The 25,372-nt window shown below is 43.7% G+C and carries 24 protein-coding genes and 1 riboswitch; of the genes, 4 read left to right on the top strand and 20 right to left on the bottom strand.

All coding sequences use genetic code 11. The features are described 5' to 3' along the window. Positions 1 to 45: 45 nt before the first annotated feature. The 11 genes from P4361_RS02505 to P4361_RS02455 form a co-directional block, all read right to left on the bottom strand. Positions 46 to 963, bottom strand: coding sequence for a proline dehydrogenase family protein (locus P4361_RS02505; protein WP_053358484.1), 918 nt, complete (start codon positions 961 to 963; stop codon positions 46 to 48). A 300-nt stretch (positions 964 to 1,263) separates the two neighbouring features. Next, positions 1,264 to 1,515, bottom strand: a complete 252-nt coding sequence (locus tag P4361_RS02500) for a YusU family protein (RefSeq protein WP_328088214.1) — start codon at positions 1,513 to 1,515, stop codon at positions 1,264 to 1,266. Between the two features lie 85 nt (positions 1,516 to 1,600). Next, complete coding sequence (locus P4361_RS02495; RefSeq protein WP_328088212.1) at positions 1,601 to 2,527, bottom strand: MBL fold metallo-hydrolase; 927 nt, start codon at positions 2,525 to 2,527, stop codon at positions 1,601 to 1,603. Between the two features lie 275 nt (positions 2,528 to 2,802). Then, on the bottom strand, positions 2,803 to 3,885 hold the full coding sequence (locus P4361_RS02490) for a copper resistance D family protein (RefSeq protein ID WP_256224400.1): 1,083 nt from the start codon (positions 3,883 to 3,885) through the stop codon (positions 2,803 to 2,805). A gap of 152 nt (positions 3,886 to 4,037) precedes the next feature. Then, entirely contained in the window at positions 4,038 to 4,814 is a 777-nt protein-coding gene (locus P4361_RS02485) for a hypothetical protein (protein WP_053357248.1), read from the bottom strand. A gap of 208 nt (positions 4,815 to 5,022) precedes the next feature. Further along, positions 5,023 to 5,760, bottom strand: a complete 738-nt coding sequence (pyrH, locus tag P4361_RS02480; protein ID WP_256224401.1) for a UMP kinase — start codon at positions 5,758 to 5,760, stop codon at positions 5,023 to 5,025. 238 nt (positions 5,761 to 5,998) lie between these two features. Next, positions 5,999 to 6,130, bottom strand: a complete 132-nt coding sequence (locus P4361_RS02475; RefSeq protein WP_255357545.1) for a hypothetical protein — start codon at positions 6,128 to 6,130, stop codon at positions 5,999 to 6,001. A gap of 127 nt (positions 6,131 to 6,257) precedes the next feature. Further along, positions 6,258 to 7,577: a nucleobase:cation symporter-2 family protein gene (locus P4361_RS02470; RefSeq protein WP_328088209.1), complete on the bottom strand. Its 1,320-nt coding sequence runs from the start codon at positions 7,575 to 7,577 to the stop codon at positions 6,258 to 6,260. Continuing rightward, complete coding sequence (locus tag P4361_RS02465) at positions 7,574 to 8,170, bottom strand: xanthine phosphoribosyltransferase (RefSeq protein ID WP_328088207.1); 597 nt, start codon at positions 8,168 to 8,170, stop codon at positions 7,574 to 7,576. The genes P4361_RS02470 and P4361_RS02465 overlap by 4 nt, the downstream gene beginning before the upstream one ends. A 147-nt stretch (positions 8,171 to 8,317) precedes the next feature. Further along, positions 8,318 to 8,419, bottom strand: a riboswitch (purine riboswitch). Between the two features lie 156 nt (positions 8,420 to 8,575). Then, entirely contained in the window at positions 8,576 to 9,169 is a 594-nt protein-coding gene (locus tag P4361_RS02460) for a superoxide dismutase family protein (protein WP_328088205.1), read from the bottom strand. Between the two features lie 113 nt (positions 9,170 to 9,282). Continuing rightward, positions 9,283 to 9,978, bottom strand: a complete 696-nt coding sequence (locus P4361_RS02455; RefSeq protein ID WP_328088432.1) for a peptidase E — start codon at positions 9,976 to 9,978, stop codon at positions 9,283 to 9,285. 535 nt (positions 9,979 to 10,513) lie between these two features. Between P4361_RS02455 and P4361_RS02450 the strand changes: the two genes are divergently transcribed. Then, positions 10,514 to 12,130 (top strand): M20/M25/M40 family metallo-hydrolase, encoded by a 1,617-nt coding sequence (locus P4361_RS02450; RefSeq protein ID WP_256224408.1) that lies wholly within the window; start codon positions 10,514 to 10,516, stop codon positions 12,128 to 12,130. Between the two features lie 107 nt (positions 12,131 to 12,237). Then, complete coding sequence (locus P4361_RS02445; RefSeq protein WP_328088204.1) at positions 12,238 to 13,083, top strand: dimethylarginine dimethylaminohydrolase family protein; 846 nt, start codon at positions 12,238 to 12,240, stop codon at positions 13,081 to 13,083. 78 nt (positions 13,084 to 13,161) lie between these two features. Here P4361_RS02445 and P4361_RS02440 read toward each other — a convergent pair whose 3' ends face one another. After that, complete coding sequence (locus tag P4361_RS02440) at positions 13,162 to 14,220, bottom strand: M42 family metallopeptidase (RefSeq protein ID WP_328088203.1); 1,059 nt, start codon at positions 14,218 to 14,220, stop codon at positions 13,162 to 13,164. 268 nt (positions 14,221 to 14,488) lie between these two features. On the opposite strand from P4361_RS02440, the gene P4361_RS02435 reads away from it, so the two are divergent. Then, the gene (locus tag P4361_RS02435) at positions 14,489 to 15,820 is read left to right on the top strand and encodes a murein hydrolase activator EnvC family protein (protein ID WP_328088202.1); all 1,332 of its coding nucleotides are present in this window, start codon (positions 14,489 to 14,491) and stop codon (positions 15,818 to 15,820) included. Between the two features lie 91 nt (positions 15,821 to 15,911). On the opposite strand, the gene P4361_RS02430 is transcribed toward P4361_RS02435, so the two are convergent. The 3 genes from P4361_RS02430 to P4361_RS02420 form a co-directional block, all read right to left on the bottom strand. Beyond that, on the bottom strand, positions 15,912 to 16,682 hold the full coding sequence (locus P4361_RS02430) for a protein-glutamine gamma-glutamyltransferase (protein WP_328088201.1): 771 nt from the start codon (positions 16,680 to 16,682) through the stop codon (positions 15,912 to 15,914). A gap of 106 nt (positions 16,683 to 16,788) precedes the next feature. Continuing rightward, the gene (locus P4361_RS02425; RefSeq protein WP_328088200.1) at positions 16,789 to 17,805 is read right to left on the bottom strand and encodes an ABC transporter permease; all 1,017 of its coding nucleotides are present in this window, start codon (positions 17,803 to 17,805) and stop codon (positions 16,789 to 16,791) included. Further along, positions 17,802 to 18,656 carry a hypothetical protein gene (locus P4361_RS02420; protein ID WP_328088199.1) on the bottom strand — a complete coding sequence of 285 codons (855 nt, stop codon included), beginning with the start codon at positions 18,654 to 18,656 and terminating at the stop codon, positions 17,802 to 17,804. The genes P4361_RS02425 and P4361_RS02420 overlap by 4 nt, the downstream gene beginning before the upstream one ends. A gap of 187 nt (positions 18,657 to 18,843) precedes the next feature. Between P4361_RS02420 and P4361_RS02415 the strand changes: the two genes are divergently transcribed. Beyond that, positions 18,844 to 19,689: a hypothetical protein gene (locus P4361_RS02415; RefSeq protein WP_328088198.1), complete on the top strand. Its 846-nt coding sequence runs from the start codon at positions 18,844 to 18,846 to the stop codon at positions 19,687 to 19,689. Between the two features lie 3 nt (positions 19,690 to 19,692). Here the strand turns inward: P4361_RS02415 and P4361_RS02410 are convergent, their stop codons facing one another. From P4361_RS02410 to P4361_RS02390, 5 genes are all read right to left on the bottom strand, one after another. Then, positions 19,693 to 20,649, bottom strand: a complete 957-nt coding sequence (locus tag P4361_RS02410) for a nuclease-related domain-containing protein (protein ID WP_328088197.1) — start codon at positions 20,647 to 20,649, stop codon at positions 19,693 to 19,695. A 237-nt stretch (positions 20,650 to 20,886) separates the two neighbouring features. Beyond that, a complete protein-coding gene (locus P4361_RS02405) occupies positions 20,887 to 22,254 on the bottom strand; it encodes a sigma-54 interaction domain-containing protein (protein WP_328088195.1) in 1,368 nt (455 codons plus the stop codon). 61 nt (positions 22,255 to 22,315) lie between these two features. Beyond that, entirely contained in the window at positions 22,316 to 23,944 is a 1,629-nt protein-coding gene (locus P4361_RS02400; RefSeq protein WP_328088431.1) for a long-chain fatty acid--CoA ligase, read from the bottom strand. Between the two features lie 265 nt (positions 23,945 to 24,209). Beyond that, entirely contained in the window at positions 24,210 to 24,455 is a 246-nt protein-coding gene (locus P4361_RS02395; protein WP_062233003.1) for a hypothetical protein, read from the bottom strand. Positions 24,456 to 24,585: 130 nt separating this feature from the next. Further along, the gene (locus P4361_RS02390; protein WP_053357228.1) at positions 24,586 to 25,341 is read right to left on the bottom strand and encodes a DUF4931 domain-containing protein; all 756 of its coding nucleotides are present in this window, start codon (positions 25,339 to 25,341) and stop codon (positions 24,586 to 24,588) included. Positions 25,342 to 25,372: the final 31 nt, after the last annotated feature.

Below are 25,372 nucleotides of genomic sequence, written 5' to 3'. Positions count from 1 at the left end.
TGCCTGAAGGTCAATTTTCGATTTTCCGGACAGCCCCTTCAACTATTACTTGCCAAATACACCTTTTAATACAAACATGACGTTGGCAGGACGTTCAGCCAGACGGCGCATGAAGTAGCCATACCAGTCGTTTCCATAAGGGACATAAATGCGCATTTTGTACCCTTCCTGCATGAGTTGATCCTGGCGCTCTACTTTAATGCCGTAGAGCATCTGGAATTCAAACTGATCCATCGGGATGGAGTGCTTTTCAACAAGCGCTTTTGTATAGTTGATGATTTCGTCATCATGAGTTGCAATAGCCGTATAGTTGCCATTCAACAGGTGTGTTTCAATTAGTTTTTTATAGTTTTCGTCCACATCAGTTTTGTCAGGGAAAGCGACTTCAGAGGATTCCTTATATGCCCCCTTAACAAGACGAAGATTTGGATGGTAATCATTTAAATCCTTCACATCATCAAGTGAACGATAAAGGTAAGCCTGAATAACGGTTGAAATATTATCAAATTCACTTTTCAGCTTTTTGAAGATGTCCAGCGTTTTCCCGCAGCGCGTGTAATCCTCCATGTCGATGGTTACGAATACATTATGCTTCTGGGCAGTTTCCATGATCTTGCGCATGTTCGCCATCACAAGGTCATCACTGATGTCCAGACCCATAGAAGTCAGCTTTAAAGAAAGCTGGGAATTGACGTTCTCTTTTGCGATAGCTTTGATCGCATCGATACAATGCTCCGTCATTTCCTTCGCCTCGAGCTCGTTGTCGACAAACTCTCCTAAATGGTCGATCGTGACAGGCATACCTTTCTCATTCAGCTTTTTGATTGCTGAAATGGAGCTGTCCAGTGATGCTCCGGCAACAAAGCGGCTCGCTCCAAACTTGAGGCCGTACCTCTTTGCAAGCTTCGTCATTGTTTTGTTCTTCGCAAGAAACAGAAAGAAATCTCTCATCGCCTGTTCCATATCTTTTCCCCCTATAAATTCAGTATCAGTAATCATCTATTTTCTCTTTTATCGGTGCCAGGCACCCGAATTACACAAGTGTGTAATTAAGGTGCCTGGCACCGCATAATTTACTGAACTTTCAATGATGTATCCGCTTTAATAATATCATTTATTTTAACAATAATGGCTTTTTTGAAAAATTTCGACATTTTTTGTCGGAAAACCTTCACCTTACAAGACCATCATTGTTTACCTTTATTATATGAGGCATGAAGGGGAATTTCTTCTTTCCAGCCAGCAAAAACCCCCTTCATACCACTATTTTCCACTATTCTGGCGGTGCTGTTCGTTTAGTTGCTTGATCTCTGAAATAATCTCTTTTATTCCTTCTTTGCCTTCTGGATAGCGTTCGTTCCAATGTTTCACAAGAGCAGGCATCGATTTAGCAATATAGGTATATAAAGCCCACATCTTCACTTTTTCTTTCTTGTCCTCATCACTGTCTCCAAGCAGCAATTCTGTATATTTCTCCAATAGACCATCAAACTGTTCGCGAAGCTGCTGTTCCATGTTGATTCCCTCCCATTTTCCGTCATTGTAACAATAGCGATATGGAAAAGAAAGCCCATCAACATGAACTTCTTTTCCTTGTATGTTATTTCCACCAAACCCTTTGGGGGTAATTCTCTGTGCCAATGATAACCGCTTCTCCAATTTGAGGAGCAGCAACGGGAACATTTCTTTTCCCCGCTTCTTTCGTCACGCGTTCGATCGGATCAGTCCAATCATGCAGCGCCAGCGTAAATGCTGACCAGTGAATGGGAATAAGCAAGTCACCTTTCACATCAATAAATGCCTGAACCGTTTCCTCTGGCATCATATGAATCTCTGACCAGCGGTCGTCATACTGTCCGCATTCCATCATCGCTGCATCAAATGGGCCATATCGATCTCCAATATTTTTAAAATGAGGGCCATACCCGCTGTCCCCGCTAAAAAATATTTTAGACTGCTTTCCTTTGATCACCCAGGAACACCATAGAGTCGTGTTCCGATCCATTAAACTGCGCCCAGAAAAATGCCTGGCAGGTGTACAGACAAGATGAAGCCCTTCCCACTCCATTTCATCCCACCAGTCATGTTCACTAATTCGTCCGGATTCTACTCCCCAACTCTCCAGATGGCTCCCCACTCCGAGCGGGACAAAGAACCGCCCTGCTTTCTCTTTCAATTTTTTGATGGAACGGTAATCAAGATGATCGTAGTGATCGTGTGAAAAAAAGACCGCATCAATGAAAGGCAGATCTTCTATAGTAAAAGGCAATATCTTGCTGTACCTCTTCCCTCCGAACATAGGAAAAGGAGAAGGAGTTTGTCCAAACATCGGATCAAGAAGTATGCGCTTGCCATCCATCTCCAGCATGAGGGCCGAATGGCCAAACCAGGTGATCCTTGTGTTCTTTTCGAGACCATCCTGTACTTTGAGTTTTACCATTTTCAGCGGTTGATCAGGTCTTCCCATTGGATTTCCTTTAATAAAATCTTTGGCAATCGAGAGGGTCGTAGATAATGAGGTGTCCATCACAGTCGGTGTCTCATTCACAAAATGATCATGTTTAAATTGAAAAGAGTTTTGAAAAGACTCCCTTTTTTTGCTGATGGTCTTCTGCCAAAATCGGGGTACCCATTCATAAAAAAATACACAAAAAGCAAAAGCACAATAATCGTGAATAAAACTGCCATCATACGATTCTCCACCTGTTCTTTTTTAGTAGTATGTTCCTGTTTTCAGTATACAATGACTCCCGCCCTAAACATCAAAAAAGACCGATGCACGAGGCATGCGGTCTATTATATTCAAATCGATACAGAGAACATAACAGCAAGATACAGCACCAACGCTGATCCAGCAGTCAGCAGGAAAACAAATAATGAACGGACACTCTTTCGGATACAGTAAATGGCGGCCAAAAGTAAAAGAAGAGCACCAGCAGCTAACAGTCCTGTAAGGGCATTTGGACCAAGATGTACTGATGTCCCGGCATGCACGCCCTTTTCAATAAACGCGGTAAAGAGCTGTGACGGCTTTTGAAAAGCCAGCGTTTGCGATACATCATGAGGAGGTTCCTGCTGTACCATAACGGAGGTCGCAATAAAGATAAATAGAAGGAACACACTTTCCAGCCTCATCCACCTGTATGGTGAAAACGAGGGCTCACTCATTTTCCTCCGGATCCAAATCGAGTTGACCAGCGCGTAAAAAATGACAACAACAAGCAGCACATGCTTGATCAAAAGAGCCTGTCCGTAGTTCATCATCCATGAATTATAATATTGCGGAACAATGTAGCTCATGAGCCAGATCCCCGCACCGATGGTCACACTTAGACAAACTAGCGCAAACGGTGTAAACCATTTTAAAAAGACAGGAATCTTCTCACGGTCTTTGGAGAGCCAGCTTACGGCCAACAACGTCCCTGTCCAGCTGGTTACGGCAAGAAAGTGGAGAGAATGAGCAGCAAGGCCTCCCCATTCATTCAGCGTTGCGGCATGGCTCGTATAGCCGACAGCAGCCGTGATCATGACCCCGATAAACAAAGATAGCTTAGCAAGAAACCGGTCCTTGGAGACATCGTTAAAATAAACAAGAACAAACAATAGAAAAGAGAGGGCAAGAATAAAGAACCAGCCCTTTCCGATATCAAAGGAAAATAAAATATCATTCAGTGTGGGCCAGAATCCAAAGTCCTTTCCCAAACTTAACGCAAGCTCAAGAACTTGGGAAAAAGCCGCAACAGGTATGAGGAAGATGCAAGCCAGCAGCCACTTTTTGTGCATATGAATAAAGGGACGTTTCTCAACAGGCATTGAATATAAAAGGAACGTTCCTATAAAAAGTGAAAAAACTAAATATAATACAGCTTTCGCAACAAACAGCATACGAGAAAAAATCCCCCTGTGTAGTTTTGTATATACCTTTAGTAATCTACCATAAATTCACAAGAGACACCACATAGAGGATGCGGCCACCCCGTTGGTTACCTTATAAAAAAAGCAAGCTCCTTAAAGGAAACTTGCTTTATTAATGCATACTAGACTCTTTTTTTCATTCTTTTGGCGGTACTGCGAAATTCTTTCAGTCCTTTTCTTGTGATGTTGAAATTCTGATCCACGTAGCCTGCTTGCAGCAGTGACTCAGATACCTCCTGGCTTATTGTCGGCTGAATGGATTTTACTTTTTGGTTCAATTCATCGAACGTCGCACCTAGAATGACGTCCTTTCCAAGGACCGCCACAAGATCATTGATGCTGTTGACTGTCCCGCTTTCTGCAGGGGAAGGGCCGTTTGCAAATTCATCCGCTTCCTCAAGCTGAGCCGATACCTTGTCCGCTTCCATCTGAATCAGTGCTGCTTCCTTCTCTTTTTGCAGGAGGTAATCAATGTAATCTCTCTTGTCCTCTTGCTCAAGATCTTGACTCAGCAGCAGACGGTCGATGATTTCATTCTGAACCTTTTTTACCCGCTTTAGCTGGTCTTTATGCTCTTCAAGTGTTTGCACCAATTCTTCTTCATTTTTAACAGGCACATTCTCAGCATAAGCCACTGTATTTTCCATTTTCTTGTTTCGTTTCAAGAGCCCCGGCGCGCTGCCTCCTAATAAGCGGACAATCTCGTTTACCTTTGAGTAAAACAGCACCGCGATGGCAATCGCAAATACGGCTAAAATAAATGATAATAAATCCGAAAAATGAAACGTAAATTTTGCTGTCGCTACTTTAAACATGAGTACCATGCAGAACAGGCTGATCAGGATGATCTTAAACCAGCTGTTTCTGTTTTTAATCTTATCGTCCATCGTTTGTTTCATTAAAATGTTCCTCCTTAACTTCCGAAACCACTGCGTTTGAAAATGAGAACTTAACATCAATTCGTGAGCCATTAATCATATATGGCTATATATGTATTGTAAACAAAAGGGAATGAATTAGCCAAACGTAAAGAAACCCCATCCCGATTTTCGGGGAGAGGGCAGTGACATACTGTATGATCCGCCGACTTTCTTTGGACAGCATAGGCTAGATCAAAACAATTGTTTTATTGCTGCTGATAATTGTTCCCGGATTGTGGCCGTTCTTGCAGATCTCCGAAAATGCGCCCTTCTGGTCAAAGTTAAACAAGTGAATCGGAAGCTGAAAGTCCTTTGCCAGTATCATTGCTGTCTGGTCCATGACCTTTAAATTGTTTTTTATGGCTTCTTCATACGAGAGGGAGACGTACCGTTTGGCCTTCTTCTCTACCTTAGGGTCACTGCAATATACACCATCTACCCCATGCTTGGCAACAAGCAACGCTTCAGCCCCCATTTCCAGGGCGCGCTGAACCGCTGGATAATCTGTTGAAACAAAGGGCTGCCCGTTGCCTCCCGCAAAAAGTACAATACTTCCCCGCTCAAGGTACTTTATACTTTTAGCACGGTTATAATGCTCTGCAGCTGCGAGAGGTTCTGAGGCCATGACGATGACTTCTCTGTCCGTCAAACTCTTTAGAGCGCTTTTAAGCATTAAGCTATTGATCACCGTTCCTAACGTTCCAATCTGGTCTGCTTCTACCCTGTTCATTCCCCATTGCTCAGCAAGGCTGCCTCTGAATATGTTTCCTCCCCCTATCACAGCAGATACTTGAACGCCAGAGTTCGCTACATTAATCATTTCCTGTGCAATATGGTTGAGTTTTTGCGGATTGAACCCAAAATTCCCTTGCCCTGCAACTGCTCCGCCGCTTAATTTGATCAGTACCTTCTTATACCTCAACATTTCTTCTCCTCCCTCTAGGTAAAATCAGCATTTGATCTGATGTTGTCTGTCCATGCATAAAAAAAAGAACCAAATCCCTTAAAAGGCTTTGTTCTTCCTATGGCGGGTATGATTCCATTCGCGATCAATTATTCTTACATCCATGAGACCCGCCTCCTTTTTCTTCTACATTATATTGATGAAGGATCCAAAAAGTTCATCGAAAAATAGCAAAAAAAATAAGACATACCACTATGTCTTATGCGGATGCTAATTTTCTTTCGTTGCTTAGAACCGTAATTACGATATCCTGGGTATTGGTCCCATCACATACTGTGCAGCCATCTGTACCATGGTGCAGAATGTTCAAGCAGTCTTTGCAATATTTCATGAAGCATTTCTCCTCTCTTGGTCGCTAACTCATCTACCTGCAATATACCCACATCTATGGAAGTAAAAACACGGTGCCAGGCACCCGCATTACACAAGTGTGTAATTACGGTGCCTGGCACCATGTTTTACTTCGTAGTTAATACTCCCACTGCTGCTTCTTTTCTGTTTTGAACCTTCACCTTTTTCCGTTCAGCATTAAACACCAGGTTTAAAACAATCGCTGTGAGGCTTCCGGCTACAATCCCGTTATCTGTTAAGATTCGTACAGCCTGCGGAAGCTTCGCAAAGAGATCCGGCTCCACTGTTACTCCCAGGCCAAGCCCGACGGAACAAGCGATAATCAGAAGATTTTCCTGTTTGTTAAAATCCACATCACTCAGCATTTTAATTCCAGAAGCGACCACCATTCCGAACATGGCGACCATCGCACCTCCCATAACTGGAGTTGGGATCAAGGTCGTCACTGTTGCAACTTTTGGGACAAGACCGAGAACAATCAACATGCCTCCCGCTGTATAGATGACATTTTTCGTACGGATGCCCGATAGCTGAACGAGACCTACATTTTGTGAATAGGTCGTATAAGGGAAAGCATTGAAAACTCCACCCAGCATTACAGCGAACCCTTCCGCACGGTAACCTTTTGTCATCTGTTCGGGGCTGATCTCTTTGCCGCAGATTTTTCCTAACGCAAGGAATACACCCGTTGACTCAATCATACTCACGATCGCAACGAGAACCATCGTCAATATGGCGCTGGCATGAAACGTTGGAGGACCGAAGTAAAAAGGTTTGACCATATGGAACCAGGAAGCATCCGCAACAGGTCCGAAATCCACTTTACCCATGAAACTGGCAGCAACCGTACCTGCAAGAAGTCCAAGCAAGATGGAAACCGCCCGGATAAAGCCTGTAAACAATCGGTAAACAATAATGATAAACGCAAGAACGCCGAACGAAAGCATCAGATTGTCCGGTGAACCGAAATCTTTGCTGCCCTGCCCCCCGGCCATATCCTGAATCGCGACAGGAATAAGCGTTACACCAATAATCGTTACAACTGAACCCGTAACAACCGGAGGGAACAGTTTAATGATCTTGCCGAAAACGCCAGCAAGCAGCACAACAGCCAGTCCTGATACCAGGATTGAACCATAGATCGCAGAGATCCCATACTGAGACCCAATTGCGATCATCGGTCCGACGGCAGTGAACGTACAGCCGAGAACAACCGGAAGCCCGATTCCGAAAAAGCGGTTATTCCAAACCTGCAAAAGGGTTGCCAGCCCGCAGGTCAACAAATCAATGGAAACCAGATAGGCGAGCTGTTCGGTTGAAAGCTTCAATGCTCCGCCAACGATCAAAGGTACGATAACGGCCCCTGCATACATCGCAAGCACATGCTGAATGCCGAGTGAGAATAACTTGCCGTTGGTCATTTTCATAAACTCCAAGCCTCCTGTCCGCTTCTGGTGAACGTAATGGAACCATTGGAAAGAGAATCGACTCTTGCCAACGACTCAACCCTGTAACCTTTTTTCAAAAGCTTCTCACGTCCAGACTGGAACGATTTTTCAATTACAATGCCAAACCCGGCGACTTCTGCTCCAGCTTCTTCTACAAGGTTCGCCAAGCCGAGTGCAGCTTCTCCATGAGCAAGAAAATCATCAATCACGAGGACCTTCTCACCCGCTTTTAGCCATTTTTTCGAAACGGAGATTTCATTTTCTTCTTCTTTCGTAAACGAATAGACTTTCGCTGTCAAAAGATCACCATTCTGGGTCAGCGATTTGCGTTTCCGGGCAAATACAACCGGAACACCCAGCTCGAGACCGGCCATGACAGAAGGAGCGATACCTGATGATTCAATCGTAAGTACTTTTGTAATGCCCTCGCTTCGATACAGGCGAGCGAACTCCTGGCCAACCTTCTGCATCACTTGAGGATCAATCTGATGATTCAAAAAGGAATCCACTTTGAGCACCTGATCCGAAAGTGCCTGTCCTTCTTTTAGGATTACTTCTTCAAGAAAGTTCATGATATATCTCCTTTACGGTTTACTGACAAAAAAAGACCCGGAAAAGCGCCTCCCTACGTGAGTGAAGCGTTTCTCCGAGCCATCATATGTACCCGAAAGGTAAAAAATCGAAAGGTTTTCACCTGCAGCACGTGCAAATAAAAACAGAACGATTTAAGCGACACCCGTAGTCGGATCATTTACGGCAATCCGGTAGAGACTTGCAGGCCATATCCCTGCTATTATACGAGTCTATGAAGTTAGACACATTATAAAATAATTTCCTCAAAAAAGGAAGTATCGTTCGGAAAAAAAGTGAAAATACCAAAGAATCGCTTTGTACAATATAAAAAAGTTTGAAAAATCCAAACTATCTAATTTAAAAAGCCGGCTCAATTCTAACAGGACGAGCCGGCTTCCAACCTGTTATTTCTTGATAACCCCGCACAGGACGCGGTCTCCCGAATTTCCGGTAGGATCGGTCTTGTAGTCATCCGCTTTTGCATGAACGACAAGTGCAGTGCCACCCTCTTTCAGGAGGGAATTGCTCTTGCCTTCCTGAAGGGTAACGAGGGAAGACATGAGGTCACCTGTCGCTTTACCGGATGAATCTGCTTTTATATTCTTCAGATCCCCCACATGCGGGCCTTTCGGGTTTTTGAAACCATGCATTTTGCTTGTTGGATTAAAATGCTTTCCTGCTGATTCAAACTTCGGCGCTTCACAAACTCCTTTTTCATGAAAGTGGATTCCGTGTTCACCTGGGGTAAGACCTGTCGACTCCACATTTACTTTTACCCCTTCAGCTGCCTGCTCAAGTGTTGCCTTACCGGCTTTCTTGCCTTTCGCATCCATCAACTCCACCGTAACAGGCTTTGCCTTTGTCATGCTGGATGCTCCTTCTGATTTTTTTCCACTGTCCATATTGTGATTTTTATGATTTCCCTGGCCTGTTCCGCCGCACGCAGCGAGCAGCATACAGATCATCAAGACGCATAAAGCGATGGTCCATTTCTTCATAAAAAAAATCCTCCTTTATAGTAAACACATTTATGTGTTTACCTAGTCATCTCATTTATGTATGACCTAGTCTCACATTTATGTGATGACCTTGAAAGAGGATTTTTAAACCTTTAAAAACCTAAATAATCCGTTGGAAGGACTTCTTCGTTAATTTTGCCGCTGACTTTCGAAACCTTGTATCCTTTGGCATGGGGCCTTGAACTTACTGCTTTCGTAAGCTCTCCATTCATAAAATGAAGTGCTGCTCCGTCGTCGGCTGCATACCCTTCCGATAAACCATGCAGAATGAGGTCATGATACGAAGGCCGTCTGTCCTTTTCCCCGTCGTAATGAGGGCAGTTGCTTCCTTTCAGAATCCCGAGACAAGATATCTGGGTCAGCTGGCCTGGGATGGAATCGGTGACTCCTTCTTCAAACCAGCAAAGCGACCCGGCACTGATGCCGGCAAGGACAATGCCCTTTTCATAGGCTTCTCTCAAAATATGATCCAGCCCCCACTCCCTCCATAAAACCATAAGATTTCTAGTGTTGCCCCCTCCAACGTACATCACGTCCTGTTCAAGAACAAAACCTCTAAGATCGGCAGATGGCGGCTTGAACAGTGAGAGATGAGATGGAACACACTCATGCTTTTTAAAGGCTTGATAGAAACGCTCTATATAGCCTTCAGCATCACCGCTCGCTGTCGGCAAAAAGCAAATCTTCGGGTTTTTCTTCAGAGATTGCCGCAAGATATACTGATCCAAAAAAGGGTTTTCGGGTTCCATGGAAAACCCGCCCCCGCCCAATGCTATGATCTGCTTCAACATCAACGCCTCCTTATGTTTTTAAATCCTCTATCGTTAATTTTTTTTGATTCACCAAATAGGCTCATCCTGAATAAACGGATGTTGCCTTGATTTTTCATTAATAAAGTCCATTTCAATATGGTTTGTCAGCCATGTTCCAATGTCTTTTAATTTTGAGTTCATTGATTAGTCTCCCTCTCAAGACATAATTCTTCTGCCTTCATCTTATCAAGAATAGGAAGTTATAGAGTTAACTTTGTAAGAAAAAAACCACCTCTATTGGAAAGGCGGTTTATTGGAATTAAATATCCCTTCCCCAGAACTGGAACAATTCTTTCCTTTGCTTTTTGTCCGATTCGAAACTCATGAGACAGCTGTAGAACGTTAATCATTTCCTTTTCTCCTCCATGTGTAATACTCTATCAGCACGCATGTTACTAACATTTTTTTCCAATGTTAATCCTTCCTTTGAAACCTTCAAACTTTCTTAAGATTTTAAAAGTTTATGGTAGGATAATAGAATCAAGAAAATGAAGGGAAATGAGGAGATCGTATGTTTAGATGGCAAAACAAAGAAGCTTTGACAGCCCTTGTAAAAGAGCTTGTGGAAATTCCGAGTATCTCTCAGCAGCCAGCAGAGATTGCGATGGCCGAACATCTCTATTACACGCTGGGGTCTCTCGATTATTTCAAAGAAAAACCTGATCATTTGCAGCTTCAGCCTATGCCTGATGGTCGAAAACTATTAACCGCTTTTGTACAGAACGGCTCACACGAGGATACAATCATCCTTCTTAGCCATTTCGATGTCGTCAATGTGGAAGATTTCGGAGATTGGAAGCATTTAGCTTTTCGGCCTTCTGAATTAACAGAACAGTTTTACCAAGCTGATACACTGCCTGATGGTTTAAAAGAAGAAATAGAGGAAGAAGATTGGCTGTTCGGACGGGGAACCATGGATATGAAAGCCGGTGTTGCCCTCCATCTGTCTATGGTCGAGCAAGCAGCACACGGTAAATTCCCAGGAAACATCCTCATGGTATCTGTACCCGATGAAGAAGTTAATTCTGCGGGAATGCTTGCTGCTGTACCGGTATTAGAGCAGCTGAAGAAACAGTACAGCATTACGTACAAAGCCTGTTTGAACGGGGAACCTGCCTTTACCCGTTATCCCGGTGACCAGAACCACTATTTGTATACAGGGACGGTAGGCAAAATATTGCCCGGATTTCTTTGTTATGGCCGCGAAACACATGTCGGCGAGCCTTTTGGCGGTTTAAACGGAAATCTCATGGCCTCAGAAATTACAAGAATGCTTGAGTTGAACATGGACTTTTGTGAAACGATGGACGATGAAGCGATTCCTCCTCCAACCAACCTCGTTCAAAAAGACTTAAAAGATCATTATTCTGTCCAGATTCCGCATGTCGCCGTGACCATGTTTAATCTGCTTATGATGGAAAGATCATTGGGGGATATCAACACGCAGCTTTTAACACTCGCCAAGAAAGCAGCAAAGCAGATAGAATCCTTTTTATATGAGCGTTCCCTGCAATATTCGAAACTTGTCCCTTTTGATGTAAAAGAAACCTCCATATCCGTTTTCACTTTTCAAGAACTGTATCAGCGTGCGGTCGAACTGCACGGACAGGAAGAAATCACAAGGCGTGAAAATTATATCCTGTCCAACCATCCTCATCTGGATGACCGCGATGTTACGACCATGCTGGTGAATGACCTGGCAAGCTTATGCAAGCAGTACGCGCCGATGATGGTTTTGTTTTATGCTCCGCCTTTTTATCCGGCTGTCTGTTCCAAGGATGATGCACTCATTCAGCAAACCTCCCGTGAAGTCATTCAGTTTGCAAAAGAAAAGCATCAGATCACTCTAAGAAAACAGAATTATTTTGCCGGGCTTTCTGATCTAAGCTACATCGGCCTACCATATGAAAAGAACGAACTAAAACCATTACTTGAAAACATGCCGATATTCGGTGAGCGGTACAAGCTGCCGATCGATGAGATGGCAGCAATGACAATGCCGGTTATGAATCTCGGTCCGCTGGGACGTGATGCGCACAAATGGACAGAACGGCTTCATGTGAACTCATTCGTTCAAACACAGGACTTGATTTCCTATACCATTTCCAAGCTGTTGACAAATGAATAGTAAGGTTTAATGGCATGTTTTATCCCGTTCGTGGCAAGAATAGCAGATGGAGTCGTTGTCAGCTTTAACCTGCCATGTAAAAGAATTTATGAAAACGGGGGAAAAATATGGCCTGCTATAGTGAGTATGAAGCATTAAAAGACGTAATTCTTTGTCAGCCTAAATTCATGAAAATCCGGGAAGTCATCAACGAAACTCAAAAATATTACGCAGATGAAAACATAGACACTGAATTAGCCATGCAGCAGCATAAGCAGTTTTCCAAAGCATTGGAGGACAGAGGAATTAAAGTCCACCAGCTTCCTCCTCTTGAAAAATATCCGGAGCAGGTGTTTACCCGCGATATCGGATTCACGATCGGCCACACCCTCTACATTTCAGAGATGGGACGGGAGATCAGACAGGGAGAAGAAAAAGTATTAAAAGAATGGATGAATGAAGAACATATCACCATTAAAGACTTAAAGAACGACAGCATTGAAGGCGGTGATGTCCTGCTGGACCGCAAGACGGTCTTTGTAGGCGTCAGCCACAGGACGAGCAGGGCGGCGATAGAAAGCCTGATGCAGCATGAGCCTGATTACAATGTTATTCCGGTGCCCTTCAACGAAAAATACTTGCATCTGGATTGTGTATTCAACATTCTTTCACCTGAGGAAGCGATCATTTATCCGCCCGCTTTTCATGAAGAAGAACTTAAACTACTAACTTCAAGATATAAAACGATCGAGATTAATAAAGAAGAGCAGTTCACGCTTGGCACAAATATTCTCTCGATTGGCAATAAAACGGTTCTTGCTCTGCCCGTCAACAAGGAGATTAACGCAAAATTAAGAGAAAACAGTTATGAAGTGATCGAGGTCGATATATCTGAAATCATAAAATCCGGCGGTGCCTTTCGATGCTGCACTCTTCCACTGGACCGTAAAAGGGACTGTCCAAGAAGTCTGTAAGCTGTTGATTTCCGTTCCAGGCTGCTCGCTTTCCGCGGGGCGTGCGNNGACTTTCTGGACAGCCCCTTTGTTTCTTTCTTATTCGGCGTGCAGACGTTCGAGCCAATCGTTATCAATTCTTGCCACACAGGCGGTGACCAGCTTAACCGTATTTTCAAAATCATCTCGGTGCAGGATGCTGTTGTGGCTGTGGATGTACCGGGTAGGAACGGTGATGGATAAAGCGGGAACGCCCTTGCCATCAAATTGAGCTTCTCCTGCATCCGTTCCTCCATTTTCAAGAGTAGCCAGCTGATAAGGAATGCCTTCCTCCTCCGCCACTTGAATCACAAAGTCTCTTAATCCTTTATGCGGAATATAATAGTTGTCTTTTAAAATAATAGCAGGACCTTTTCCGGTTTTTACTAAACCCCTGTCTCCAGGTACATCATCAGCAACCGTTACATCCACCGCAAACATCACATCAGGTGAGATGGCTGCTGCAGAGGTTTTTGCTCCGCGGGAGCCAACTTCCTCCTGAATGGTCCCTACGCCATAAACGGTATTGCTGTGTTCCTGATTATGCAAGGCTTTCATGACTTCAATAGCTGCAGCACATCCAATCCGGTTGTCCCAAGCTTTCGCTGCTAAATATTTAGAGTTTTCCAAAACAGAAAATTCAGTGTCAGGAACAACAGAGTCTCCAGGCCTTACCCCAAACACTTCCGCTTGCTGTCTGCTCTCTGCTCCAATGTCCACAAACATATCCTTTATTTCTACCGTTTTCTTTAAGTTGCGGACATCCGGAAACTTAAAGCCAAGTATTCCCGTTAACTCTTTCTTTCTCGTAATGACTTTTACCCGGTGAGCCATCATATTTTGCATCCACCAGAAGCCAAGGGCCTCCACTCGAAGAAAACCTTCCTCTGTAATATTGGTGACCATAAATCCGACCTCATCCAAATGGCCTGCGATCATAATACGCGGCCCATCCGAATTCCCCTTCTTCTCTGCGATCAGGCTTCCAAGATAATCATGGGCCATACGGTCAGCATAGGGAGATATGTAGTTTTCCATCACTTTTCTGGCAGCTCTCTCATTCCCGGGCACACCGGGTGCATCTGTTAAATCTTTCAGCATCGTCAGCAGTTGATCCATTGCTGATTCACTCCTCTTTTATTTCTATCATTCATCAGCTTTTTTAATAGTAAGACTTTTTTATTAAATATACCACACAGTCTATTTTATTCCCATAAAAATTCCTTTTAAAGTAAAAAAATAACTTAATGTCACTTCGACTCGTATTTTGTAACATTTTGAAATACAACTGTAATATTATTTCACGAAAATAACTGGTTTTTAAGTGATATAATTACTTTTGTGATTTATAGATTGGTAACATTTGCATATTGAGGGGGACTTATAGTTGGGAAGTAAGATTTTAACAGCGACTTTATCATTAACCATTGGGCTATCCGGATTTACATATACAACAGCATCCGCTGAAACATTAAAAGACATTCAACAAAAGCAAGCTGAAAACCACATTGAAAAATCAAAGAAAAACAAACAAGTCAAAGAGGTTCAGGGTGAACAGGACCAGCTTCTTAAAGAGCTGGACAAGCTTGAAGCTTCTTTGAAAAAAACAACTGGCGATATTCAGACAAAGAAAAATGAAATCGCTGAAACAAAAGCAAACATTGAACAGCTTCAAAATGAAATTGCTGTCCTGGAAAAACGAATCGAAGAACGCGACGCCCTATTAAAAAACCGTGTCCGTAACATGTATGAAAATGGCGGTGCCGTAAAATATCTTGACGTTCTTCTCGGTTCCCAAGGATTCGGTGATTTTCTTGACCGCATGATCAGCCTGAATATCATTGCCGAACAAGATAAGACAATTCTTGAAGAACATAAACGCGACAAAGAAGATGTCGAAAAAAAGAAGCAGCAGGTTGAATCCCAGCTTGCCTCTTTAAACAGCAAACTATCAGATTTGAATTCTCTTAACAGCCAATTAAAAGACAATAAAGCCAAGAAAAACAAAATCATGAAAAGCCTCAGAAGTGAAGAGCAGCATCTTCATGATGACATTGGCAAGCTGGTAGAAAAAGACGCACTTCTTGCTGATCAAGAGAAAGCGATTAAAGCAGAGATTGCCAGAGCAAAAAAAGAAGCAGCTGAACGCGCCCGCCGTGAAGCAGCAGAAAAAGCGGCCGCAGCAAAACGTGCAGCACAGCAAAAAGAAGCAGCTGAACGTGCAGCAAGGGAAAAAGCGAAGCAGCCTTCCCGCCATTCTTCACCGGCGCCAGCACCTGCTCCTGCTCCAGCGCCTGAGCCTTCTTATGAAGCACCGAGTGCGGCAAGATCTTTCATCTTCCCGTCAGCTGGCTATGTAACTTCTCAGCTCGGTTCTAGATGGAACAAGTTTCATGCCGGGATTGATATTGCCAAGGCTGGCTATGTTCCGATTCATGCTTCTGCATCCGGTACAGTAGCACGCTCATATACGTCTTCTACGTATGGTAATGTTGTATTCCTGTCTCATTACATCGATGGACAGCTTTATACAACGGTTTACGCACATATGAGAGACCGTGCAGTGAGCACAGGACAAACCGTATCCCAGGGCCAAACTCTTGGACATATGGGCAGTACAGGACATTCTACTGGCCAGCATCTTCACTTTGAGCTTCACAAAGGCCCGTGGAACGTAAACAAAACCAATGCGGTTAACCCGCTTCCTTACATTCAATAAAACGATGAAAAAGAACTGGCTGAAAAAATTCTGCCAGTTCTTTTTTTATGTACGGAAAAGCCCACCCGGTTTTTGCTGCCGGGCGGACTTTTTACACGAGTAAACGGCGCAGCGGATGACCTGTATATTCTGCCATCCTTCTGAAGTTCGGCCGGATGATCTGTCTTGTGAGAAAAGCAGATGTCGTCGCTCCGGGCCTTCTTCTCTGATTGAGTACATCAATAAACTCTCCTAGCATTCCTGCTCCTATACCGTGGCCAAAAAACATCCCATTTCCTAAATCAACGAGATTCTCACCCTGCCACTGCGGTGTTGCCGGATGAAACTCAGGATTTTGGATATAGCGGATATCTCCCGGCAGCGAATCTCCCTGGTAGACTGACGTTAGCTGAAGATCCTCATCATGCTCTGTGCTCCATAACAAAAGACCTCTGAACAGCTGGTTAAACGTCGATGGCCCGATCGTTTCCAACAGCGCCTTATAGAGAATAATCATCATGGCAGTCGTACACTCGAATCCGTATTTTCGCCCCTGGACGAAGATATCCGTAATGGCATCCGCCGGTGTGACATCGGGCCTTAAGAGAAATCCGCCGTACGCAGTCAGGATCCAGAAGTTACGGTTAGCTTTCGCTGTTGTGAACGTCGCAAACCTTGCTCCGCTGTCTTTTAGTGCATAAGCTGATGATACAATGTTGGCGCGATAGGTAATCTCAAACTGGAGCTGGCGGGGATTATCATAAAAAAAGGACTCTCTGCTGTTCAGCAGTTTGAGGGCAGTTCCCCGCTGGGCCTCTGAAAATTGTCCTCTCCCCGGTATTTCTTCTATTGAATTCAGTTGCGTTCCTTTTACATAGATCAACTTTAGCCCCCCTGTTCACACAGGATAATATACAAGATATGGGGACACATGGAGAAAGGTGATTACTTGGCCCAGTGCGATAAGCCCGAAAAACAAAAAAGAGGCGCTATGCCCCTTCTTGATTAATAAATTTAAAGTTTGTAGATCCGGTAACGATTTTGTCCTCTTTCTCTTCCTCTCTGTCTGCTTTTTCCCTCTGTCTTCCTGATTCAAAGTGCGTCTGCAATCCTTCCGTCACGAGATTAAAGGAATAAATCGCAATTCCGAACATGATAACAGGGCCAAGTGCGATCAGTGGATGAGCGAATATGTTCTGATAATACTCACCGATCAGCCCTGACCATTCATTGGATATGGATTGCGGAGGGATATCACAGAACGGCGCATAACAGACATCCGTTCCGCCGAAAAACAGCTGAAAGTAACCTAAATGCGCAAAAATAATCAGTGCTGAAACGCATTGCTGTGTAACGACAATGAATAATTTTGGCAGCAGGTGAGGTACAACATGCTTCATGAAGATTCTCAGCTTTCCCGCTCCAAGCACCTGTGAACTTATGATAAATTCTTCTTTTAGCTGAGCGGTTATCATATTGCCGATCATCACACTGACCAGGGGTACGACGAGAAGCGTTAGAATGCTGACCTCAAGGAAAATTCTCATAAAAAAACTATAGGTGAAGTATTCTTTGTCTCCGGAAAGCTGCTCCGTCAGCACAGGCTGCAGCAAAAAAATAGCAAGGATGGTCAAAGGGACGTAATAAAAGGAGCTTAACAGTTTCTCCAGACCTTTTCTTGCCCAGAGCGGAAAATAAAAAGCATACGGAATGGCGATAAAAAAGGCGATCACCACGCGCAGCAAGGCGATTAATATGGCAAAGGGAATCGTGTATTTGGCACCCTGCACTACTTTTGCGAACATGTCATAACCCTGCCTGTCCGTTCCAAAAGGCATTTCAAGGGAGGCTGGCAGCGGTGCAGCTTTAACTGCCTCGCCTTTTTCGTTGTACAATACAACTACTTTTTTAATGTTGCTGTCAAAGACAAACTGATGGACAAGGCTTGAACCGACAAGGGCAGCCAGTACAAAACAGCCGATCCAAAACTTTACGCTTCTGATCATGCCCCCACCGCCTGCCGTATACGGATCGACAACAAGAATTCAAGGAATGCGAAGAAAACAAAAAACGGGAATGCAAGAAAAATTAAGACTACTGCCATGATTTCCGGCCTGAAATCCGAATAGAGGTAATACGTGATCCCATTGATATTAAAGATCCATTCCACAATCAGCAGATTTGAGATCATAAACCAAAGAACCGTTTTGGAAAAATGAAAAAGCGTTTCGTGAGTATTTCTCGTCACATGAAACAATAAGACATAGATTTTCCTTAGCCCTTTTGCCCGGCTGAATTCAAAATAGGGTTTCCTGCTTTCTTCCTCTGACAGCAGAACCATCATCTTATAAAAATAAATTAGCGGCAAAATGGTCAGACACATGATGGGAATGACATAAATCCGCTGTTCACCGACAGAAGCAACATCTGATAAAAGAATATTCGTCTGCTTATAGAAGAACACGATAAATATCTGAACGAGGGCAAATACAAGCAGATCGGGAAGAGACTCTAGCAATGTCAGCAGGTTTTTAATAGCAGCTCTGATCTGTTCAGGCAATATCATCGTCAGCCATGCCAGAAGCTGAGCAAGAAAAAATGCCAGAATAAACGAAGTAAGCAGTATGGTTAATGAATAAAAATAAGGATCCACAAAATCTGGGAATAATGACCGTGAATGTTTGTATCGTATGTATTCCAAATGTCCTGGATGAAGCAAAGACGTACCCACTTCTTTTACTTTTCCCCAATATAAAGGCAGGCTCTTTGTTAAGAATAGAACCGGCAATCCACTGATTAAGATGATGGAAACAACCGTCAGCATAAATTGAATCAGCATTTTTCTTACAATCGCCATTCTATCCCTCCTTTTTCCTTTACTAAATAGACGTTTAATATTTCATAATTGTTACAATTTTAACATAAATAAGCAGTTATTTCGTCGGTCATCCCTTAAAAAATTAAATTTTATTCGTTTAGATCTCGTTTATTTTTAACATTTCTTGACATATTAAAGAAGATGATAATTTCAAGGAGAGAATAGTATGTTAAGAAAAAAATACAGCATAGCCTTGCTTGCTTTTATGATTTTTATGATGATATTGCCCATCCATTCGGGAGCAGCCGGTGAGTTTCCGTTCACTGTTTATCCGGTACCAGAAAAAGGAAAAATTGTCCAATGGTCAAAAGTAGACAAGCTCCTTCCAAAAGGAAAAAAATTCAAGGTCATTGACCTGGAGACCGGTTTTTACTTTTCTGTCCAACGCCGGGCAGGAAACAAACATGCGGACGTCCAGCCCTTAACCTACAAGGATACAGCCGTCTTAAAGCATCTTTATAACGGAAAATGGAGCTGGCGAAGAAGAGCGATTTTGATTCCCGTAAAAGGTAAAATGCTTGCTGCCTCCATGCATGGGATGCCCCATGGACACGGTGCCCTGCAAAATGGATTCCCCGGGCATTTCTGCATTCACTTTGCCGGCAGCACCACCCACAAGACGCGGAACGCTGACCCCTCTCATAAAATGATGATCTTAAAAGCAGGCGGCAAGCTTGATGATTATGCCCATCATGCGAACCCCCATCAAGTGGCAGAAATGTACCTGCTGTCGCTGAAAGAAAACGATCCAGATTTGATGAAGCCTGTCTTGCCTGAGAAAGGTAAAGTGCGAAAAGAACTGCTGAAGTCAGCGCGCAGCATATCAGCCATCCATTACGATATTCGCGGGAAGGAATCACGCAAGCATCTGGCCGTCAAGACCATTATTCCCGTTAAAACTGTGATCTTTCGGAAGAATGTGGGGGCAGAAAATGTACACTTGTATATCACTGTGGCACGGTTATCTCCATGGTCTTCCTGGAAAATTAGTGAGGTTGAGTGGGGGGAATAGGGGTTATTCAGATGGATGTAAAAAATAAATTTTATCTTTAAAGGATCCTGACACTGGAAGATTCATGGAACATAACATCTTGTGTGCTATTGAAGAGGAAGAGATCAGGAGGAATTGTCTAAATTGGCAGTTATTAATGGTACTGCCCAGGAGTAATTCATAGTCAACCAATGCCATAAGGTGAGCATCTTTTGATGTTTTCAGGCATTTCGGGCATATCCACTTTGCCTGCATTCTCTTCATCGGTAAATAACCGCAGTCGGGGCAGTGGACCCCTGTTAACAGTTCATCAGTTTTAATATCAAACCGCTGTAGTAAATCAATGCTTAAAGGCGTGTGCTTTTTACTCATTTGTCGTAGCAGCTTTTTTATCAATTTGTCTGTTAGGATCGGACTAAGATATAACCTTTCAAAATCATTTACTTTTTTGGACAATTTACCACTGTGAATGACCATCTCAAGGTGTTCTGCTTGATTATCTCTAGAATTTTTAATTAAGGTGATAACGAGGCTTTCGATGGGGATTTGGTGAAAGTGATGTTGATGTAGCCAGGCTCTGAACTGCTGTTCATGTCTCTGTATTTGCAGGATAGGATCAGGGAACGCCTCCTCTTTTTCGTCGGTGATTCGTATTAATTGATTAAACGTTTGGTCAAAAACAAGAGTTCCAGAGATGTTTTTTATCTCTAATAACAAAATGAATTTCGATGAGACAATAAGAGTGTCAATTTGAAAATAACGAACTCCGTCTGACAGCCTAACATCATGAAGAATGTAGTATTCCTTCTCCGGCAGAAAACCTAATACGTAATCAATAGACTCTTCTCCTCTATAACCGGCCATATATTTAGCAAAACTCGCCTCAATATCCTTTCTCTGAGGATGATGCTGCGGAAGCCGTCTAAGTAAAGCGTTTAATTTTCGAATAATAAGCGGCATTTTCCGTTCTTTAATGATCAAAAATGTCACTTCCTTTATAAAAATTATAAACGGCGGGGGATTTAGCGAGCTAAATCTCCCTCGGCAGAAATTGAAATTCAGATTACCCGCCAAAATGGGTGATTTACCCGCTGAAATGCCCCTTTACCTGCCAAAATCATAAAATACCCGCCAAAACAAGACTTTTACCCGCCAATATCAGATTATGTCAACTAGATCACAACCCCACAGTAACCCAAGAGCTACTCAAAACCTTCTCTACTCCACCCCATATTTCTTCAGCTTGTCATACAAACTGGTTTTCCCGATTCTAAGGCTTTTCGCGGCCTGGAGTTTGTCGCCATGATGCTCCCGTAATGCCGCTTGCAGCACTCTTTTTTCAGTATCCTCTAGTATTTCCTTCAGGCTTTTCGCTCCCAGTGCCATGACCGTATCTTCTTTTAAATAATCGGGAAGTGCGTCCTGTGTGATCCACTCTCCCTGGCACATGTGAACGGCTGCTTCCATTACGTTTTCAAGTTCTCGGGCATTTCCCGGCCAGTTATGCTTGGCGAAACGGCGGGTGACGTCCTCATGCATCCCGAGAATTCTTCTGCCTGTCCGCTTATTGATTTTTTGGAGAAAATGCTGTGACAGCTGCTGGATGTCTTCCGGCCGCTCGCGCAGCGAAGGAATATTGATCTGGATGACGTTGATCCGGTAAAACAGATCTTCACGAAACCGCTGCTCTTCTACCATCTTCTCTAAGGGCTTATTTGTCGCAGCGAGAACACGGACATCGACTTTTACCGGTTTGACACTGCCTACTGATTCTACTTCTTTTTCCTGAAGGACACGAAGCAGCTTGACCTGCATGTGCATCGGCATATCCCCGATCTCATCAAGTAAAAGCGTTCCCCCGTCTGCCAGCTGGAACTTTCCCAGCTTTCCGCCCTTTTTTGCTCCGGTAAAAGCTCCTTCCTCGTACCCAAACAATTCGGATTCGAGCAGCTGCTCAGGAATGGCCCCGCAGTTGACTTTGATGAACGGCTTATTGCTTCTCTCGCTGAGCTGGTGGATGCTGTGGGCGAAAAGTTCCTTTCCGGTCCCGCTCTCCCCGCGTATGAGCACGGCAACCTCGCTGGTCGCGACCTTTTTGATTCGGTCTTTCATAACCATGATCTGAGTGGATTTCCCCACAATATCATGCAGAGAATACTTGGCTCCGGTATTCTCCTCCTGCACATTTCGATAATATTCCAGCTCCGTTAAGAGATTTTTAATGTGGGAATTCATCGTACGCCATTCTTCGGTATCACGATAGGTGACCGTTCCAACTGCCCCCACAGACTCTCCGTTCCGGAAGATCGGAATGCGGTCTGCGATCATATAATTTCCCTCGATATACTGAAGATCGGCAATCTCTTCTTTTCCGGTTTTGGCAACGATATGCATCCTTGTATTTTCTATTACATCGGTGACATGCTTCCCGATCGATTCAGTTTGATTTACTTTTATAAAATCGCAATAAGCTTTATTGATATACGTGATGACTCCATTCGCATCCACGACAACGACACAATGGAACGCATTATCAAGGATCGTCTCGAGGAGTTCATCCTTAAATTGGTTTTCTGTAATTAACAATCTTGCCACCTCAGTATTTATGAAAGAAGCCGCCCTCTTTGAAGCAAGGCTGCTCTCCCCTTTACTTTTCCAATGTTTGAGCCCCGGCATAATGGTCTTTCACCTGGTCCCTCAACGCTCTTTTTAGAAATTTGCCGACAGACGTTTTTGGTATTTCTTCGATAAACAGCACATCGTCAGGAATCCACCATTTTGCAAATTGTGGTTTTAGGTATTCTTTGATGTCTTCCTTTGTCACTTTGCCTTTTGCTCCGTCCTTTAATACGACACAGGCAACCGGTCTTTCCTGCCATTGCGGATCAGGTATAGCAACCACAGCGGCTTCGTATATATCATCATGAGCGATGAGAGCGTTTTCAAGATCAACAGAAGAGATCCATTCACCACCGCTCTTTATTAGATCTTTCGTACGGTCGACGATTTTTACTGTTCCTTCATCATCGACTGTCACTACGTCACCTGTATGAAGCCATCCGTCTTCAAACGCCGTACTGTTTTCATCACCGTAATATTCATCGGCGATCCAGTTGCCCCTTAAAAGCAGCTCGCCCATCTCGTTTCCATCCCATTTCACGTCACCGGCTGCACCTTTTACCTTCATTTCCACACCGGGAACGAGGTAGCCCTGCTTGGCCCGAATGTTCAGCTTTTCTTCATAATCCAAGTCTTCCTGATAGCTTTTAATCCTTGAAAAAATAACAAGCGGGCTCGTTTCTGTCATGCCGTATGCATGAGCAAACGGGATGTTGTGCCTCGTCTCAAAGGCTTTGATCATTCCTTTAGGAGCCGCTGAACCACCGCATAAAATATAACGCAGGCTTCCTGTATCATAGTTTCCTTCCTCCAGCTCTTTCAATAGGCCAAGCCAGATGGTAGGAACACCAGCAGTGATTGTAACTTTCTCCCGTTCGATCAGTTCCGCGAGCAGCTTCGGTGTAAACTGCGGCCCAGGAAGCACCTGTGTCGTTCCGAACCAAACGGCGGCAAACGGAAGGCCCCAGGCATTCACATGAAACATCGGAACAACAGGCATGCAGATATCCGACTCAGATACACTGCCTCCATCTGCCAGTCCGAGCGCCATGCTGTGGAGCACGATTCCGCGGTGCGTATAGACGACACCCTTTGGATTACCAGTCGTGGCTGACGTATAACACATGCCCGCAGGTTCATTTTCATCGATATCCGGATTAAAGATGAAAGAAGGATCTCCTTCTTCCAGGATTTTTTCATAATGATACAGCGGTTCAAGCGTTGAATCCGGCAGTTCAGGTTCATCGGTCATCAAGACAAATGCCTTAACCCCTGTGATCTCATCTTTTAATTTTTCAATCAGCGGCAGGATGTCCTGATCAATAAGAAGAACCTTATCATCAGCATGATTGATGATATACGCGATATGAGCGGGAGACAAGCGAATATTGATCGTATGAAGAACGGCCTCTGCACCGGGTATAGCAAAGTAAGCTTCCAAATGGCGGTGATGGTTCCAGGCAAGCGTCCCTACCTTATCTCCCTTTTGAACGCCAATCTTTTTGAGCGCACTGCTCAGTCTTCTTGTCCGGTTGGCGATCTCACGGTACGTAAACTTTCTGATGCCGGATGCGGTCCGGCTGATTACTGTCTTTTTTGGAAAAAATGCTTCTGCATGTTCCATCATGGCTGTTACTCTTAATGGCACGTTCATCATCATCAAATTCCTCCCTTAGATAAATAAAGATTTTATCCTGTTGAATCTGCTGCTTCAGTCCTCTTTTGTACCTAGTTTACTACTTCCCCACTCATGCAAAAATCCCTTGTTTCTTTTGGGGAAATGGTTGTAATGGGATTATTTTCCTACTAGAAAAGCGCAAGCGCCCTGTTAAAGTCCGACAAGCGCTGGAGCTGGACATTACTTCTATGCAATTTGGAAAATAAAAAACCAAAAAGCATAAAGTTGCCCTTTGGTTTTTTCTTTATTTTTTCAAATACGGCATCGGCTTTGGAATGGGTATAGGCTTGACAGGAACAGGTTTAGGTTTCATCCATCTCGCTTTGGATTTTTTGTCAGGAAGCGGCAGCAAGCCGTTTTTCTGCATGGGTCCCCATTGCAAACTTTCCTTTGGTCTCATGGGTTTCGTTTCGGCCCGGCTCTCAAGAACCGGGTGAACAGCTCCGCCACCCAGCAGAATGGACATCATGATGGACAAAAAAACTTTCAAATGGAATCCTCCTCTCTTTACTTTTAGGTTGTTCTATTGACTTAGTCGTATGCTTGCAAGAAATGTTTCATTTAACGGCCTAACAAAAAAAGCGCTTGAAGAAACGAAGCGCTTGAATTTCTTTTTTAAACTATAGATACATTTGTTTGATCTTTTCAGCAACAGCGTCTATATTGCTTGCCACCTGCGGAAAGGAATACCCGACATACAACGGGGAGGCGGCGAATCGCGGAACGACTTTGGCAATTATTTTTTCTTCCCACTGGTAAAAGAAGAGATTATAGCTGTTGCAGGTTTTACTGAACCCGTTCAGCAAGAAATGGGTGGAGAGCTGAATGTAATCAGCGAGCTCTTTTACTTTGCTCCGGTCTTCAAGCAGAATGTTCAGTTCATAGAATCCCATTTTCGGCTTTGTTGAAATGTTGAATTCGATGCCAGGCTGTTTTTCAATGATGATTCCTTCAAACTGTGACGGATGGATATTCTGATGATAATCTGCTTCTTTAAATCCTATAATTTGCATATGCGGGTGGCGGAGTGTTCCGCCAGAATACGGTCCATGGTTCTTAAAGAAGATAACGGATTGGTATTCTCCGCTTTGTATGGTCTTTTCCCATGCAGAAAGGCCAAATTCAAAGAGTTCATATAGATGTTCTTTTGAATACTGAGACAGCTCGGAGTAACACTCTTTTGTTTCAATCAAAACCGTCTGGAACGCGTTGGCAAGCACCGGATATTTATTCTTGAGCCAGATGATGTCTCCTTTTTCTTCGATAATGCCTGTCAGGCTTCCCCTTTCACAAAAAGGGCACTTTGTTTCTGTGTTCCGTATGCTCTCTGGTTTCTGTGTGCCAATGTTCATATTAAAAAGAAGATGTGTTTGCATGGAGATCACCCTTTATTCAGTGTTATGAAAG

The sequence above is a fragment of the Fictibacillus sp. B-59209 genome (assembly GCF_036216745.1).
Lineage (GTDB): Bacteria > Bacillota > Bacilli > Bacillales > Fictibacillaceae > Fictibacillus_C > Fictibacillus_C marinisediminis.
This window is presented reverse-complemented; position numbering and strand designations above follow the sequence as displayed.

What these genes read in the sequence shown, in the direction of transcription:
- P4361_RS02505 (WP_053358484.1), bottom strand. Translation starts at nt 963, where the DNA reads ATGGAACAGGCGATGAGAGATTTCTTTCTGTTTCTTGCGAAGAACAAA.
- P4361_RS02500 (WP_328088214.1), bottom strand. Translation starts at nt 1,515, where the DNA reads ATGGAACAGCAGCTTCGCGAACAGTTTGATGGTCTATTGGAGAAATAT.
- P4361_RS02495 (WP_328088212.1), bottom strand. Translation starts at nt 2,527, where the DNA reads ATGGACACCTCATTATCTACGACCCTCTCGATTGCCAAAGATTTTATT.
- P4361_RS02490 (WP_256224400.1), bottom strand. Translation starts at nt 3,885, where the DNA reads ATGCTGTTTGTTGCGAAAGCTGTATTATATTTAGTTTTTTCACTTTTT.
- P4361_RS02485 (WP_053357248.1), bottom strand. Translation starts at nt 4,814, where the DNA reads ATGAAACAAACGATGGACGATAAGATTAAAAACAGAAACAGCTGGTTT.
- pyrH (WP_256224401.1), bottom strand. Translation starts at nt 5,760, where the DNA reads ATGTTGAGGTATAAGAAGGTACTGATCAAATTAAGCGGCGGAGCAGTT.
- P4361_RS02475 (WP_255357545.1), bottom strand. Translation starts at nt 6,130, where the DNA reads ATGAAATATTGCAAAGACTGCTTGAACATTCTGCACCATGGTACAGAT.
- P4361_RS02470 (WP_328088209.1), bottom strand. Translation starts at nt 7,577, where the DNA reads ATGAAAATGACCAACGGCAAGTTATTCTCACTCGGCATTCAGCATGTG.
- P4361_RS02465 (WP_328088207.1), bottom strand. Translation starts at nt 8,170, where the DNA reads ATGAACTTTCTTGAAGAAGTAATCCTAAAAGAAGGACAGGCACTTTCG.
- P4361_RS02460 (WP_328088205.1), bottom strand. Translation starts at nt 9,169, where the DNA reads ATGAAGAAATGGACCATCGCTTTATGCGTCTTGATGATCTGTATGCTG.
- P4361_RS02450 (WP_256224408.1), top strand. Translation starts at nt 10,514, where the DNA reads ATGTTTAGATGGCAAAACAAAGAAGCTTTGACAGCCCTTGTAAAAGAG.
- P4361_RS02445 (WP_328088204.1), top strand. Translation starts at nt 12,238, where the DNA reads ATGGCCTGCTATAGTGAGTATGAAGCATTAAAAGACGTAATTCTTTGT.
- P4361_RS02440 (WP_328088203.1), bottom strand. Translation starts at nt 14,220, where the DNA reads ATGGATCAACTGCTGACGATGCTGAAAGATTTAACAGATGCACCCGGT.
- P4361_RS02425 (WP_328088200.1), bottom strand. Translation starts at nt 17,805, where the DNA reads ATGATCAGAAGCGTAAAGTTTTGGATCGGCTGTTTTGTACTGGCTGCC.
- P4361_RS02420 (WP_328088199.1), bottom strand. Translation starts at nt 18,656, where the DNA reads ATGGCGATTGTAAGAAAAATGCTGATTCAATTTATGCTGACGGTTGTT.
- P4361_RS02415 (WP_328088198.1), top strand. Translation starts at nt 18,844, where the DNA reads ATGTTAAGAAAAAAATACAGCATAGCCTTGCTTGCTTTTATGATTTTT.
- P4361_RS02400 (WP_328088431.1), bottom strand. Translation starts at nt 23,944, where the DNA reads ATGATGAACGTGCCATTAAGAGTAACAGCCATGATGGAACATGCAGAA.
- P4361_RS02390 (WP_053357228.1), bottom strand. Translation starts at nt 25,341, where the DNA reads ATGCAAACACATCTTCTTTTTAATATGAACATTGGCACACAGAAACCA.